Source organism: Paraburkholderia sp. J76 (assembly GCF_905220295.1).
Classification (GTDB): Bacteria; Pseudomonadota; Gammaproteobacteria; order Burkholderiales; family Burkholderiaceae; genus Paraburkholderia.
In genome coordinates this window covers 156,591-170,757 of sequence record NZ_CAJMZJ010000012.1, presented here as the reverse complement: position 1 = coordinate 170,757, position 14,167 = coordinate 156,591, and the positions used below count along the sequence as shown (strand labels likewise).

The window sequence follows — 14,167 nt, the reverse complement described above, 5'->3', positions numbered from 1 at the left end:
GCCTCATGTACGCAACGGCCGTTGCACGACGTTCGTCCACAACTGTTGAAGGCTATCGACGCCGCCCGCAGTCGAACTCCAGAGCGTGGCGTCGCTCACCAGCAGCGTACCCGCGAAGGTGTCTTCCCGCGATTGCAGGAGCGCATCGAATGTGGACCGCTCAAGCGCAAACGGGTGAGGCGGGGCGGCGAGGTCGATGTGCTGGCGGGCGAGGACACCAAGCTTGCTTACCGCGTCGCCGACACGTTCGAGCTGCGGCAGGTGCGGGTGAAGATTGAAGGTCGCGACATTCCTGAGGATGCCTGATCGATCGCTTTGCGTCCCGGCTTCGATGGGGAAGGGCGAACCGTCCGCCGTAGCTTTGGGCCGCAGGCCGAAGCGGTTTTCCACGGGCACGCCGAGACCCGCGAGCAGCGATCGCGCGAGACCGCCGAAGCGCTGACGCGGCGGAATGGTCTTGTCGCCGTGATGTTCGAATTCCGCGAGCTGGCGGCGCAACAGTTCGTCTTCGTCCGCGCCCTCCACGTCGCCGATGTCGTGATGCGGGCAGACGAAGGCGAGGTGGTCGGGCTGCGCGAGGAACGCGCGAACCGCGTCGATTTCGCCGCTATCGGCTGTTTGTGCGGTGCGAAGCGAATCGAAGCTGATCACGATCAGCGTATCGACGCCGTCCAGCGTGCGGGCGTCGAGCGGAGCGAGCGTTCCGTCGTCGGCGACGCGCTCGATCTCCGTGACCGGCTGCCCGCAGAGCGCCGTCGCGAGTTCGACGAACAGCGTGAAGTTGCGCTTCATGATGTGGTCGAGGAAGCCCGCGATGCCCTGGTCGAAGCGGGTCGCGTCGGCATATTCGTGGAACCTCGGAAAGCCCATCCGGCGGCTTTCGAAAAGCGCGGGGAAACGATCTTCAATCACGTCGAGCGGCGCGCCGCTTTCGCCCGGACGGCTCCACGCGTAGTAGACAAGAACTTTGCGCTTGTTCATGGCGTCTGTACCCTGGTTGGCGACGCCTGCCGCATGACGGCGTCAGCGTGTGCGGCCTGCGCGGCGAGCGTGTCCCAGTCGGGCAGATCCGCATCCCATTCGATCAGCGTGGGAAGCGGGCCGCACGCGCGGATCGTATAAGAATAAAGATCCCAGACGATGTCGGCGACAGGGCGGTCGTGCGTGTCGATGAGAAGCGGCCGGCCTTGACTATCCGACTGCTGCACATGGCCGGCCAGATGGATCTGCTGCACGGCCGCGAGCGGCAGGGCATCGATATAGGACGCGGGAACCCACTGCTGGTTGACCGATGCGACGTAGGCGTTGTTGACGTCGAGCAGAAGGCCGCAGCCTGTGCGCCGCGCGACGGCAGCGATGAACTCGGCCTCCGTATAGGTGCTCTCCTCGAAGGCGAGGTAGGTCGCGGGATTCTCGAGCAGCATCTGGCGCCCGAGCGCTTCCTGCACCTGGTCGATATGTTCCACGACACGGGCGAGGCTGCGCGCGGTGTAGGGCACCGGCAGCAGGTCGTCGAGAAAACCGCAGGGATGGTTGGACCAGGCCAGATGCTCGGAAAAGCGTTCAGGCGCATAGCGTCTTACCAGCGACTGCAAGCGTTGCAGATGCGCCGGGTCGAGCGCGCGGTCCGCGCCGATCGACAGGCCGACGCCGTGAACCGAAAGCGGGTAGGCCTCGCGGATGGCGGTCAGGAAGCGGTGGGGCGGCCCGCCGGCGCCCATGTAGTTCTCCGCATGAACCTCGAAGAAGCCGATGTCGGGCTGCGTTTCGAGAATCGCGCGATAGTGTTCGGCCTTGAGGCCAACGCCGGCACGCGGCGGCGGGCCGCCAGGAACAGACGGCGAAAGGGGCGATGAATCAGACATGGCCGGCCCGTGTGGTGACGGTAGGAGCGCGCTGTGCGGGCCTCGCGCGAGACCCGTACCGCGACCGGAATCAGACCTTGGGCGAAAGACTGCCCGCCCCCTTCGGCGTGGAGATGCTCGCGCACGTCCCTTTGGGGACGAGCCGGAACGCGTTGCCCTGGTAGTCTTGTGTGCTCGTGCCCGCGCAGGTCGTGCCGGCGCCCGCGTAGCAGTCGTTCTGCCCCTTCAGTGCGGTGCCGAAGCACGGTTCGACCTTGCCCGATTTGACGAGCGCGGTGTGCTCGGCCTGAATCTTCTTCTGCGCGTCGGTGAATTCCTGAGCACTCGCGGGGGCGGCTGCGATGGCGGCCAGCGCAGTTGCAAGGGCCCCGGCGACCAGCGTCTCGAATGTGCGATCTGCCATGTGGTTTCTCCACGTCGGGTAGGAGCCCCGATCGTATGGAATGCCGGCGTCCGCGGATTGTCTGGTCTTGTGCGGTTTGGTCTGGTATTGCGGTCGGCGTGCCGGGGATGGCGTGTTTGGGCGTTAAAAGATCGACCGCCCCGTGCGCGTCGTCAACCACTCCAGCGCCAGCGAACCCACCTGCGAATTCCCGGTCGCGTCGAGCCCCGGCGACCACACGCACACCGCGAATTCGCCGGGCAGCACCGCGATAATCCCGCCGCCCACGCCGCTCTTCGCGGGCAAGCCCACGCGGTACACGAAATCGCCCGCCGCGTCGTAGGTGCCGCACGTCAGCATCAGCGCGGAAAGGCGCTTGGCCGAACTCGCGTCGAGCACCCGTTCGCCGCTCGCGGGCGAAACGCCGCCGTTTGCCAGAAACAGTGCGGCGCGCGCCAGTTCCACGCAGCTCATCGAGATCGCGCATTGGCGGCAATAGGCGTCGATCACGGTATCGGCGGGCATTTCGAGGTTGCCGAAGCTCGCGATGAAATGCGCCATCGCGCGGTTGCGCTCGGCGTGCGCGAGTTCCGATTGCGCGACGCGCAGGTCGTAGTCGATGCCGGGCTCGCCCGAGAGCCGCCGCACGAACTCGACAAGCGCGGTTTGCGCCTGCACGAAGCGGCGGCACAGCACGTCGGTCACGACGAGCGCGCCCGCGTTGATGAACGGATTGCGCGGCTTGCCCGCCTCGAACTCGAGCTGCACGAGCGAGTTGAAGGCCGTGCCAGAAGGCTCGCGGCCCACGCGCTGCCACAGCGCGTCGCCAAGCAACTGGAAGGCGAGCGTGCAGGCGAACAGCTTCGAAATGCTCTGGATGGAAAAGCGCACGTCGGCGTCGCCGGTGCGATATACCTGACCGTCCACCGTCACGATGGCCATGCCGAAGTGATCGGCGCGCACCGTGGCGAGTTCGGGAATGTAGTCGGCAACGCGGCCCGTGCCGATATGCGGCTGCAGGTCGCGATGGATGGCGTCGAGAATGGGCGTGTAGTCGAACGTGTGATTCATGGGCGGCGCAGGGCAGTGGCGGCGGCGGAGCGCCCGCCGCGGTCCTCGCGATTGTAGCGGCCCCGAGCGACCGCGTGAGCTTCGCCGCCCACGCCGGCTAAACCACGCGGGTCAATGCGCGCCCGCCGCGCCGCCGCCCCCGCCGCCCTTCGTCGACTTCGTGATCCAGATGAGCGGAATGATCACGAGAAAGATGATCGCCGAAATATAGAAAATGTCGTTCAGCCCCATCATGGCGGCCTGCGAGGTGAGCTGAAAATCGAACAGCGCGCGTGCGGACGGCTCGCTCAGGTTCAGCACCTTGCGGGTCTGGTCGATCGCCTGGACGAAGGTCGGGTTGTTGATCGAAGCCTGCTCGGTGAGCCGGGCGTGATGCAGGATCGTGCGGTTGTTCCAGGCGTTCGTCGCGATCGAGGTGCCCACCGCGCCGCAGAACACGCGCACGAAGTTCGAGAGGCCCGCCGCCGCCGGCACGCGGCTCGGCGGCTGTCCCGCGAGAATGATGGCGGTAAGCGGCACGAAAAAGAGCGCCATGGGGATGCCTTGCAGCAGCGTCGGCAACACGAGGTGGAACGTGTCGATTTCGATCACGTACCGCGAGCGCATATAGAACACCATGGCGAACAGTACGAACGCGACGGTGGCGATGATGCGCGCGTCGGAGCGCGGCAGGAGGCGTCCCACGACGGGCGACAGGATTACCGCGAACACGCCGAGCGGCGCGGTCACGAGGCCCGCATCGACCGAGCGGTAGTTCAGGTACTCTTGCATCCATTGCGGCAGCAGCACGAGATTGCCGAAGAACACGGCGTACGCCACGGAAATCGCGATGGTCCCGCCAAGAAAGTTGCGCTGCCCGAAGAGCCTCAAATCGACGATTGGGTGCTCCTCGGTCAGTTCCCAGACGAGAAAGAACGAAAAACTGACGAGCGCGACGAGCCCGAGCGTAACGATCGTCGGCGAGTTGAACCAGTCGAGGTCTTTGCCCTTGTCGAGCATGATCTGCAGCGAGGCGACCCAGGTGATGAGGAGGCCGAGGCCCACGACGTCGATGGGTGGTTTGCGCGTGGGCGTTTCCCGGTTGCGGTAGATTGTCCACGTGACGAAGCCGGCGAAGAGGCCCACCGGAATGTTGATGTAGAAGATCCACGACCAGTTGTAGCTGTCGGTGATCCAGCCGCCGAGCGCCGGGCCTGCGATCGGCCCGACAGTCGTGGTCATGGCCCAGAAGGCGAGGGCGGTGGACGATTTTTCCTTGGGCCAGGAACCGAGCAGGACGGCCTGTGAAAGCGGAATGAGCGGGCCGGCCACGGCGCCTTGCAGTACGCGGGCGATGAGCAGGATCGGCAGCGTGGGCGCCATGCCGCACAGCCACGAGGCCACCACGAAGGAGAGAATCGAGGCGACGAACAGGCGCACCTGGCCGAAGCGTTGCGTCAGCCAGCCGGTCAGCGGAATGGAGACTGCGTTGGCGGCCGCGAACACGGTGATGACCCACGTGCCTTCGTCCACGGAAACGCCCATGTCGCCGGAGATGGTCGGGATGGCGACGTTCGCGATCGACGTGTCGAGCACGTTCATAAAGGTCGCCAGCGCGACGGCGACGGTCGCGAGGATCAGTTTGCCGCCTTCGAGCGGAGGCGGCGGTGCGGGCGGCGACGATGAAGCGGCGGGCTGGTTCAAGCTTGTTCTCCGCGAATCCGGTTTGCGGCACAGGATACCTGCAATCGCCCTTTTTCATGGCCGGCCGCGGAGCATCCCCAGGCGGCGCAGGGTCATGAGCTTGCGGATGGCTTTCGCGTGCGGGTCGTGCGCGTGCCGCGCGCCGCGCAAAAAGCGTGCGCTGGACCCACAATACAGTCGTCAGTCACAGGGGAGGTCCGACCATGAGCTGGGAAGCATTCGAAGGGGGCTGGCGCCTGGCGCCGGCCGATGGCGCCGCGCATGCGCTCGTCGTGCTGCTGCATGGCGTGGGCAGCAACGCACAGGATCTGACGCCGCTCGCCGACGTATGGCGCGATGCGCTGCCGGGCGCCGCGTTCGCGTCGCTCGACGGCAGCGAGCCGTTCGACGGCGGCTTTGGCGGACGCCAGTGGTTCAGTCTGCGCGACATCGGCGAAAGCAATCGCGAGGCGCGCGTCGTGGCCGCCTCGCAGGTGTTCGAGCGCCGGCTCGACGCCGAACTCGCCCACTGGGGGCTCGGTCACGACGCGCTCGCGCTGGTGGGCTTCTCGCAAGGCTCGATCATGTCGCTCTATCACGTGGCCACCCAGGCGTCGGGCGCGGCGGCCGTGGTCGCCTATGCGGGGCGGCTCGTCACGCCCGTGGTCGCGAAAAGCCGCACGGTGCTCACGCTCGTGCACGGCGAGGACGACGAGGTGATTCCGGCAAGCGAACTGGAGCGCGCCGCCGCCGCGTTCAGCGACGCGGGATTCGCGCTCACCGCATTCGCGCTGCCCGGCGTGGGACACACGATCACGCCGCAGGGCGTCATGCTCGGGCGCGACGCGCTGGTGCGCGCACTCGCGCGCGGCTGACAGAGCGGTTGTCCGGAGAGCCTTCGCGCACCGCGACATCCGGCGCCGCAAGACCGCGAAAATGAATCGGAAACGAGGGCCCGGCGAGGGCACTGCGGCAGCTAAATCGGTATAAAAGGGCAGTCTCACACGCCCGCAGTGTCGTATTTCGGCCATATTTTCCGGATAAGCTATGCAGCGGTTTTTGGACCGGCTAAAGTTCGCGCCGGTTGCGGCCGTTAATACGGGGAGTCGCCGCGACCTTATGGGCCGCGTAGGCCCGTTCCGCCCGGCGCGCGGCTGGTTCGCGCTGCGTGGATGATGCCGCCATCGGGAATGCCATCCGTCGGCGCCTCATCTGCCGGGTCGCCAAAAAAACCGCACATCAGACCAATATGGCCCGAGCCAAGCCGCATTCCATTTTTTCCAAAAGGCTGTTGCGCCAGGACGTGGCGCTCGATCTCGGTACGGCCAACACGCTGATCTACACCGCCGACAAAGGCATCGTGCTGAACCAGCCCTCCGTGGTCTGCTTCGAGCGCCGCGCGGGCGCGAGCGAGACGACGGTGGCCGCGGTGGGCCGCGAGGCGAAGGATCTGCTCGGCCGCGCGCCGAACAATCTGGAGACGGTGCGGCCGCTTTCGCACGGCGTGATCGCCAACTTTTCCGCTGCCGAACACATGATGCGCCGCTTCGTGGCGATGGCGCAGCCGCGCCGTCTGCTCGGCCGCCGCGCCGCCTTCACGGTGTGCGTGCCGGCGGGCGCGACGCGCGTGGAGCGCCGCGCTGTTCGCGAGGCCGCCTTCGCGGCCGGAGCCGCGAGCGTGAACCTGATCGGCGAGTCGCTCGCGTCCGCGCTGGGCGCGGGCTTGCCGGTGCATGCCGCAACGGGCTCGATGGTCGTCGATATCGGCGGCGGCACGACGGAGGTGGGCATCGTCGCGCTCGGCGGCGTGGCGTGCAGCGGTTCGGTGCGCGTGGGCGGCGACCAGTTCGATCGCGCGATCGTCGATCATGTGCGCACGCTCTATGGCGTCGTGCTGGGCGATCAAACCGCCGAACACGTGAAGAAGACGATTGGCTGCGCGCTCCACGGCGAACCCATCGAGCGCATGCGCGCGACCGGGCGCAGCATGGAAGACGGCCTGCCGCGCACGGTCGAGATCACGAGCCACGACGTGGCGGACGCGCTGGCCGCGCCGCTGCGCGTGGTGATCAACGCGGTGCGCCAGGTGCTCGAGACGGCGCCCGCCGAACTCGTCACCGACATCGCCGATAGCGGCATCGTGCTCACGGGCGGCGGCTCGCTGCTCGTGAGGCTCGATCAGTGCCTCGCCGCGGAACTCGGCGTGACCGTGCGCGTGGCCGACGAGCCGCTCACCTGCGCGGTGCGCGGCGCGGGCGCGGCGGCTTCGCTCATGAGCGAGCACGCATTCGAATTCGTCGAATAACCACGCAAGCCGACTGACGTCGAAGCGCCGCCATGGCGGGCGGCTGCGGCGCGGGCGTGGGCGTGGGACAATACGCCGCTGTCCCGTTGTCCGCCCATCGTCCAGCCGTGAATCCAGCCGCTTTTCCGGCCCCAGGCACGTTCATCGAACTGCCCGGCGGCCTGCCCATGCCCTACGTCGAACGCGGCGAGGGCGAACTTCTTCTCTTCGTGCACGGCTCGCTGTGCGATTACCGCTACTGGCAGCCGCAGCTCGCTGGCCTCGCGCAGCAATATCGCTGTGTGTCGGTGAGTCTCACGCACTACTGGCCCGCCGGGGATGCCGCGCGCGGCCAGCCGTTTAGCTGGCGGCAGCACGCGGACGAACTTGCCGCGTTCGTCGAAGCGCTGGGCGCGGGGCCGGCGCACGTGGTCGGGCATTCGCGCGGCGGCCTCGTGTCGTTCCAGTTCGCGCGGCGCCATCCGCAGCACGTGCGCACGCTCACGCTCGCCGACCCCGGCGGCCCGGTGCAGCAACCGGGCCAGACGCTCGCCACGTTGCCCGAGACCGTCAACGCGTTGCGCGCCCGCGCCGTGGCGCTGATCGAGTCGGGTAACGTGGACGCGGGGCTGCAGCTATTCGTCGATTCGGTGAGCCGGCCCGGCTTCTGGGCGAAGAGCACGCATGGGTTCCGCCGCATGGCCGCCGACAACGCCCATACGCTCGGGCCGCAGTTTCAGGATCCGCTGCCCGCGTACACGCGCGAGCAGGCCGCCGAGGTGCAATGCCCCGTGCTGCTGATCGACGGCGAATTGAGTCCCGAGGTGTTTCACCGCGCCGTGGCCGCGCTCGAAGCGTGGTTGCCCGACGCGCGCCGCGCGACGGTGACGGGCGCGTCGCATGGGATGAATCTGGCGCGGCCCGCGGCCTTCAACGAACTGATCGATCGATTCGTAAGCGGCCACGGGCGCTGAAAGCACGCCGATGCAAAAATGGCGGCCATGTGGCCGCCATCTGTATTACCGCGAGAAATATCGCAGTCCGAACGAACTGCGTTTAGTCGCGGCCGTGCGCGTGCGCGTCGAGCTTGTTCTCGGCAGCCTCGCCGACGAGGCCCGCATAGTAGAGATGCACGCCGATCGCGAGCGAGTCGTTGCGGATTTCGTGAAAGGCCTTCCACGCCTTCACGGGGTCCTTGAACACGAGATAGTGCGCTTCCTGCGAAACGAGGCGCGCGACCTGGTGCAGGCCGTGGCCGTTGAGCGCGTCCACGAGGTGATCGAGGCTGCGGTGCGTGCGCGCGTCGGTGCGCGGATACAGCATGTGCAGCACGGCAACGCGTTCGTTGGCGAGCGCAGCCGACAGCGCGACCACGATGTCCTGGTGATTGAGTGCCGTGACGACGGCGCCCTCTGCTTGTTCGTCTTCTGCGAACAGGGTGTCGACCGAAATGTTCATCTGTTGCTTCCTTACGTTTTGCTTTAAGCGCGTGTGGCGAGGAAAGGGCCCGCCGGTGAAGGCGGGCCGCAAGTCTACTGCCATGCAAGTGGCCGGAGTCGGCGTAGGTGCGCAAACTTCGGTCGCCACGACAGGGGAAGTCGCTGCATGTCAAGCAGTATCGCAAAGTTGGGGTGCGGCATGTTGCACTGCAATAGCAAAATATTGTTGCAGAAATCGATGTTAAGGAAGTCGCAAGCTTCGCAATATTGCGGGCTGGAAGAGGGATTGTTGCTGGCTTCGCTATCAATCGGCGCTGCGCCGCGCCGTAGAATGCGGCAAGCGGTCGCAGCGACTGGCTGCGTCTTGTTGCGGGAAGTTTGTGCGCGGTTTGCGCGCAGTTTGCGATGTAAAAGCAACTCAAGGACACACAATGATCGATTCGAAGACACACGCCACGCTCACGATTCCCGGCCAGCCCGAGAGCATTCAGTTGCCGGTCTACCAGGGCACCATCGGCCCGGACGTGATCGACATCCGCAAGCTGTACGGCCAGACCGGCATGTTCACGTACGACCCGGGCTTCATGTCCACGGCGGCGTGCAACTCGGCGATCACGTACATCGACGGGGACAAGGGCGAGTTGCTCTATCGCGGCTACCCGATCGACAACCTCGCGCAAAACGCCGACTTCCTCGAAAGCTGCTACCTCCTGCTCAAGGGCGAGTTGCCCACGCAGCAGCAGAAGGACGAATTCGTGGCCTCGGTGACGAACCACACGATGGTTCACGAGCAGATGCACTTCTTTTTCCGGGGGTTCCGTCGTGACGCACATCCGATGGCGATTCTGGTGGCGGCGGTGGGCGCGCTGTCCGCGTTCTATCACGACTCGCTCGACATCAATAACGCGCAGCATCGCGAGGTGTCGGCGATCCGCATGATCGCGAAGCTGCCGACGCTGGTTGCCATGGCGTACAAATACACGATCGGCCAGCCGTTCGTGTACCCGCAGAACGACCTCTCGTACAGCGCGAATTTCATGCGCATGATGTTTTCCGCGCCGAGCGAGGAGTACAAGGTCAACGACGTGCTCGTGCGCGCGCTCGACCGCATCCTCATCCTGCACGCCGACCACGAGCAGAACGCTTCGACCTCGACGGTGCGCCTCGCGGGTTCGTCGGGCGCGAACCCGTTCGCGTGTATCGCGGCCGGTATTGCGTGCCTGTGGGGCCCGGCGCACGGCGGCGCGAACGAAGCCGCGCTGAACATGCTCGAAGAAATCGGCTCGGTCGATAACATCCCGAAGTTCATCGAGCAGGTGAAGGACAAGAACTCGGGCGTGAAGCTGATGGGTTTCGGCCACCGCGTGTACAAGAACTACGATCCGCGCGCGAAGCTCATGCGCGAGACGTGCTACGAAGTGCTCAACGAACTGGGCCTGCACGACGACCCGCTCTTCAAGCTCGCCATGCAGCTCGAAAAGATCGCGCTGGAAGACGAATACTTCGTGTCGCGCAAGCTGTATCCGAACGTGGACTTCTACTCGGGCATCGTGCAGCGCGCGCTGGGCATCCCCACTTCGATGTTCACATGCATCTTCGCGATGGCGCGCACGGTGGGCTGGATTGCGCAGTGGAACGAAATGATCGCCGACCCCGAGCAGAAGATCGGCCGTCCGCGCCAGCTCTTCATCGGCGAAACGTCGCGCGAAGCCAAGCCGATTTCGCAGCGCTGATCCTCGCAACGCGCGCCGTTGCTGGCGCGCGCCGGATTGCCTTTCACGGGCGCCCGCACGTTCGAAGCGTGCCGGCGCCCGCAATTTTTTCCGCGCACGTTCCTTGCTCGCATCGCGATTTGCCACTGATTTGCCGCACTTGCGTCGCATTTTCTTCGCGCATTCGCCGCCAACGCACGCGCCGAAGCCACTACAATCGACCGCAAGCGAACCGTACCGTAACCCTTTGCATGGGACCCAGGAGGCACGCAATGCAGGATCCTGAAACACTCGGCGGCGTCACGCGCTCAAGCGGCGTGGATCATCCCGGTCAAGAACCGCGGGAAACCGACAGCGCGTTCATCGCGCCCGAATCACCCGAGGTCGCAAGCGCCGACCAGCATGTGCTGAAGTCGGGGGGCACCTTCATCGTCAACGATCCGCTAGGCGACATCACCGGCATCGACGACGGCCTCTTCGTCAACGACACGCGCGTGCTCTCGTCGCTGCGTCTCACGTTCGGCGGCCGCGTGCCCTCGCTGCTCTCCGGCAGCGTGAGCAGCGACAACGCCGTATTCACGGCTCACCTCACCAATCGTCCGCTGCCGCCGCTCGGCGGCACCACCACGCCCGAAGGCGTGATTCACGTGCAGCGCGAGCGCGTGCTCTCCGGCACGATGATGACCGAGGCCATCGAACTCACGAACTACGGCACGGAAGACGCTGTGGTGCCGCTTTCCATCTCGTTCGCGAGCGACTTCCGCGACATGTTCGAAGTGCGCGGCCTGAAGCGCGAAAAACGCGGCACGCTCATGCCGCCGCGCGTGGAAAACGGCGACGTGCGGCTCGAATATCTCGGCCTCGACAAGGTGGCGCGGCGCGTGCGCATCGAGTTCTCGCCCACGCCGAGCCAACTCCTCGCCGATCGCGCGGACTTCACGGTCGATCTGCCCGCGCAAGCCTGCGTCTCGATCTACCTCACAGTGGCCATCGAAGTCGAGGCGCTGCCCGACGCCGCGCCCGGCACGCAGAGCGCGGGCGTCTTTCAGCCGCCTTATTGCCTCGCGAACTCGCAGGAGCAGAGCGTGGGCCGCGCGGCCGTGCGCGCCGCGCTGGTCGACTCGCATATCGTGATGCGCGAGCGCCGCCGCGCGGCGGCGCGTCTGCGTTCGAGCAATCCGCTCTTCAATGCGTGGATCAACCGCTCGATCGCCGATCTGGGGCTGCTCACCACCGACCTGCCGACCGGCCCCTATCCGTACGCGGGCATTCCGTGGTTCTCCACGCCGTTCGGCCGCGACGCGGTCATCACGTCGCTGCAAACGCTGTGGCTCACGCCCGCGCTCGCGCGCGGCGTGCTGCGTTTTCTCGCGGAGCACCAGGCGCGCGAGGACTCGGCGTTCCGCGACGCGGCGGTCGGCAAGATCATGCACGAAATGCGCAAGAGCGAAATGGCCGCCACGGGCGAAGTGCCGTTCGCGCTCTACTACGGCGGGGTGGACACCACGCCGCTCTTCGTCGTGCTGGCGGGCGCATACGTCGAGCGCACCGGCGATGTTTCGCTCATCGACGAGTTATGGCCGGCGCTCGAACGCGCGGCGGGCTGGGTTGCAGGGGTGTGCGACCGTAACAAGCTCGGTCTGCTCGACTACCGGCGCGAATCGGAAGGCGGCCTCGCGAACCAGGGCTGGAAGGACAGCCACGATTCGGTATTCCACGCGGACGGCCGTTTCCCCGATGGTCCCATCGCACTCGTCGAAGTGCAGGCGTACGCCAGTTCGGCGTTCGAAACGATGTCGCGCTTCGCCACGCATCGCGGCCAGGTGGAAGACGCCGCGCGCTACGCCGCGCGCGCCGCGAAAATACGCCGCTGCGTGGAAGAGAAGTTCTGGATGCCGGAGGCGGAGTTCTACGGCATTGCGCTCGACGGCCACGGCGATCTTTGCCGCGTGCTCGCCTCGAACGCGGGCCATTTGCTTGCATTCGGCTTGCCCCAGGAGGAGCGCGGCCGTGCCGTGGCGGAAGGGCTCGAATCGGCGCTGTTCCATACGGGCTGGGGCGTGCGCACGCTCGCGGCGGGTCAGGCGCGCTTCAACCCGATGGCGTACCACAACGGTTCGGTCTGGCCGCACGACAACGCGCTGTGCGCGCGCGGTCTCGCGCGCTACGGCCGCAAGGCCGCGGCGGTGCGGTTGCTGCAGGCGCTGTTCGAGGCCGCGGTGACGTTCGACATGCGTCTGCCTGAACTCTTCTGCGGCTTCCCGCGCCGGCGCGGCGAGCCGCCCACGGCGTATCCGGTGGCCTGCCTGCCGCAAGCGTGGGCCGCGGGCTCGCCGTTCATGATGCTCGAGGCGTGTCTTGGCGTGACGATCGACGCGGCGCGCAACGAAGTGCGTGTCGAGCAGCCCATGCTGCCGGAAGGCATCGACTGGATCGAAGTGAGCGATCTGCGCGTGGGCAACAATACGGTGACGCTCATGTTCCGTCGCGTGGACGGCAAGGTCGTGGCATCGGCGGATCGCAGCGACGTGAAGGTGGTGGCGTTGCTGTGAGGGTTGGCGCGGGCCTTCGAAGCCCGCGCCTCGTTATCGATCGACGCGCCGCAGTTCGAACTGCGGCGTAACGTAACCGGTCTCGACGCCCATCGTATTGAAGATACGCGGGGCATCGAATTTACTTAGTTCTGCAATTTGTTCTTTCGTGCCGACGCCGAGTTGCCTCAGCACTTCCACGACGGTGGCATGGAGCGCGGTCAGATCGCCATCCTCGATTTTCACCGCGATACCCAATGCCGGGCCGCCGGTATGTGCCGCGCTCGCCGCGCCTGCGCGCACGCCAATCGCATAACTGCCCGCCGCGCCCAGTTTGCCGACCAGCGCGCCCTCGAACGCGCGCATGAGCGCCGTGCAGAACCGGCCTTCGCCTGCCACGAGTTCCGGATACGACGTCATCGCGCGATAGATGCGGGCGAGCGCTTGCGAGCGGGCATCGTTGGCCGGGTCCGCATGATCCTGCGCATCGGCGAGCTTCGCGAAAAGGCGCGCGAGCCGGTCGAGCGGGAAGGCCGGCGTGGGCAGATTGCAGCCGTCGACGCCCCATTCGACGCCCGTTTCGGGAAGATCGCAGACCTCGGCCACGACACGCTTTACGTGCTGCTGCAAGGGATGCGAAGGCAGATGGTAATCGGCCAGCGCCGCGCCGATGGAGCGCGCGCCCGCAAGCATGCCCGCGTGCTTGCCCGAGCAGTTGCTGCACACCGCGCCGGGCGTGAAGTCGCGTTTGATCCATGCCTTGTACACGGCGTCGGAGAGCGGCGGATGGCCGCCGCAACGCAGGTCCGATTCGGTTGCGGACACCTTGGCGAGCATCGCGCGCGTGCGCTCGATATGGCGGTTCTCGCTGCTGTGCGAGGCGCACATGAGCGCGAGATCGGCGTCGTCGAAGTGAAAGCGCTCCAGCGCGCCCGTCTCCACTACGGCGAGCGCCTGCGCGGGCTTGGCCGCCGAGCGCACGAGCGTCATGCGATGCGGGTCGCCGAACGCGTAGAGCAGGCGGCCCTGCGCGTCGACCACGGCAATGTGGGCGATATGCGTGGTTTCGATTACACCGCCGCGCAAGACTTTTACGGCGGGTTGGGGAGCGCTCGTCGTCATCGTTGGTCTGCCTTGAGTCCGGGATAGGGATCGTGATGCGCGATCGAAGTGCAATCGATGCGCCGATCGATGTGCGATTCTAATCCGCGCATTCCGATG

The 14,167-nt window shown here is 66.2% G+C and carries 12 protein-coding genes; 5 read left to right on the top strand and 7 right to left on the bottom strand.

The genetic code is table 11. The features are described 5' to 3' along the window. Positions 1–3: 3 nt before the first annotated feature. The 5 genes from U5768_RS22665 to U5768_RS22645 all read right to left on the bottom strand — a co-directional run bounded on the left by U5768_RS22665 (position 4) and on the right by U5768_RS22645 (position 5,001). Complete coding sequence (locus tag U5768_RS22665; protein WP_322032625.1) at positions 4–981, bottom strand: hypothetical protein; 978 nt, start codon at positions 979–981, stop codon at positions 4–6. Beyond that, a complete protein-coding gene (locus U5768_RS22660; protein WP_322032624.1) occupies positions 978–1,865 on the bottom strand; it encodes a DUF692 domain-containing protein in 888 nt (295 codons plus the stop codon). Before U5768_RS22660 ends, U5768_RS22665 begins: the two co-directional genes overlap by 4 nt. 70 nt (positions 1,866–1,935) lie before the next feature. Further along, a complete protein-coding gene (locus U5768_RS22655) occupies positions 1,936–2,268 on the bottom strand; it encodes a DUF2282 domain-containing protein (protein ID WP_322032623.1) in 333 nt (110 codons plus the stop codon). 123 nt (positions 2,269–2,391) lie between these two features. Then, positions 2,392–3,318: a glutaminase gene (locus tag U5768_RS22650; RefSeq protein ID WP_322032622.1), complete on the bottom strand. Its 927-nt coding sequence runs from the start codon at positions 3,316–3,318 to the stop codon at positions 2,392–2,394. A gap of 111 nt (positions 3,319–3,429) precedes the next feature. Continuing rightward, the gene (locus U5768_RS22645) at positions 3,430–5,001 is read right to left on the bottom strand and encodes a DHA2 family efflux MFS transporter permease subunit (RefSeq protein ID WP_322032621.1); all 1,572 of its coding nucleotides are present in this window, start codon (positions 4,999–5,001) and stop codon (positions 3,430–3,432) included. A gap of 203 nt (positions 5,002–5,204) precedes the next feature. Between U5768_RS22645 and U5768_RS22640 the strand changes: the two genes are divergently transcribed. From U5768_RS22640 to U5768_RS22630, 3 genes are all read left to right on the top strand, one after another. Beyond that, positions 5,205–5,855, top strand: coding sequence for an alpha/beta hydrolase (locus U5768_RS22640; protein ID WP_322032620.1), 651 nt, complete (start codon positions 5,205–5,207; stop codon positions 5,853–5,855). A 374-nt stretch (positions 5,856–6,229) separates the two neighbouring features. Continuing rightward, on the top strand, positions 6,230–7,285 hold the full coding sequence (locus U5768_RS22635; protein ID WP_322032619.1) for a rod shape-determining protein: 1,056 nt from the start codon (positions 6,230–6,232) through the stop codon (positions 7,283–7,285). A gap of 167 nt (positions 7,286–7,452) precedes the next feature. Next, the gene (locus tag U5768_RS22630; RefSeq protein ID WP_322032697.1) at positions 7,453–8,238 is read left to right on the top strand and encodes an alpha/beta hydrolase; all 786 of its coding nucleotides are present in this window, start codon (positions 7,453–7,455) and stop codon (positions 8,236–8,238) included. A gap of 82 nt (positions 8,239–8,320) precedes the next feature. On the opposite strand, the gene U5768_RS22625 is transcribed toward U5768_RS22630, so the two are convergent. Then, a complete protein-coding gene (locus U5768_RS22625) occupies positions 8,321–8,722 on the bottom strand; it encodes a hypothetical protein (protein WP_322032618.1) in 402 nt (133 codons plus the stop codon). Positions 8,723–9,134: 412 nt separating this feature from the next. On the opposite strand from U5768_RS22625, the gene gltA reads away from it, so the two are divergent. Both gltA and U5768_RS22615 read left to right on the top strand, forming a co-directional pair. After that, positions 9,135–10,436, top strand: coding sequence for a citrate synthase (gene gltA / locus U5768_RS22620; RefSeq protein WP_322032617.1), 1,302 nt, complete (start codon positions 9,135–9,137; stop codon positions 10,434–10,436). A 251-nt stretch (positions 10,437–10,687) separates the two neighbouring features. After that, entirely contained in the window at positions 10,688–12,967 is a 2,280-nt protein-coding gene (locus tag U5768_RS22615) for an amylo-alpha-1,6-glucosidase (protein WP_322032616.1), read from the top strand. 33 nt (positions 12,968–13,000) lie between these two features. On the opposite strand, the gene U5768_RS22610 is transcribed toward U5768_RS22615, so the two are convergent. Beyond that, complete coding sequence (locus U5768_RS22610) at positions 13,001–14,068, bottom strand: asparaginase (RefSeq protein WP_322032615.1); 1,068 nt, start codon at positions 14,066–14,068, stop codon at positions 13,001–13,003. Positions 14,069–14,167 lie beyond the last annotated feature (99 nt).

Bases quoted from the DNA above. Each gene is read 5' to 3' on its own strand.
- U5768_RS22665 (WP_322032625.1), bottom strand. From the start codon at position 981: ATGAACAAGCGCAAAGTTCTTGTCTACTACGCGTGGAGCCGTCCGGGC.
- U5768_RS22655 (WP_322032623.1), bottom strand. From the start codon at position 2,268: ATGGCAGATCGCACATTCGAGACGCTGGTCGCCGGGGCCCTTGCAACT.
- gltA (WP_322032617.1), top strand. From the start codon at position 9,135: ATGATCGATTCGAAGACACACGCCACGCTCACGATTCCCGGCCAGCCC.
- U5768_RS22625 (WP_322032618.1), bottom strand. From the start codon at position 8,722: ATGAACATTTCGGTCGACACCCTGTTCGCAGAAGACGAACAAGCAGAG.
- U5768_RS22610 (WP_322032615.1), bottom strand. From the start codon at position 14,068: ATGACGACGAGCGCTCCCCAACCCGCCGTAAAAGTCTTGCGCGGCGGT.
- U5768_RS22615 (WP_322032616.1), top strand. From the start codon at position 10,688: ATGCAGGATCCTGAAACACTCGGCGGCGTCACGCGCTCAAGCGGCGTG.
- U5768_RS22640 (WP_322032620.1), top strand. From the start codon at position 5,205: ATGAGCTGGGAAGCATTCGAAGGGGGCTGGCGCCTGGCGCCGGCCGAT.
- U5768_RS22660 (WP_322032624.1), bottom strand. From the start codon at position 1,865: ATGTCTGATTCATCGCCCCTTTCGCCGTCTGTTCCTGGCGGCCCGCCG.
- U5768_RS22630 (WP_322032697.1), top strand. From the start codon at position 7,453: ATGCCCTACGTCGAACGCGGCGAGGGCGAACTTCTTCTCTTCGTGCAC.
- U5768_RS22635 (WP_322032619.1), top strand. From the start codon at position 6,230: ATGGCCCGAGCCAAGCCGCATTCCATTTTTTCCAAAAGGCTGTTGCGC.
- U5768_RS22650 (WP_322032622.1), bottom strand. From the start codon at position 3,318: ATGAATCACACGTTCGACTACACGCCCATTCTCGACGCCATCCATCGC.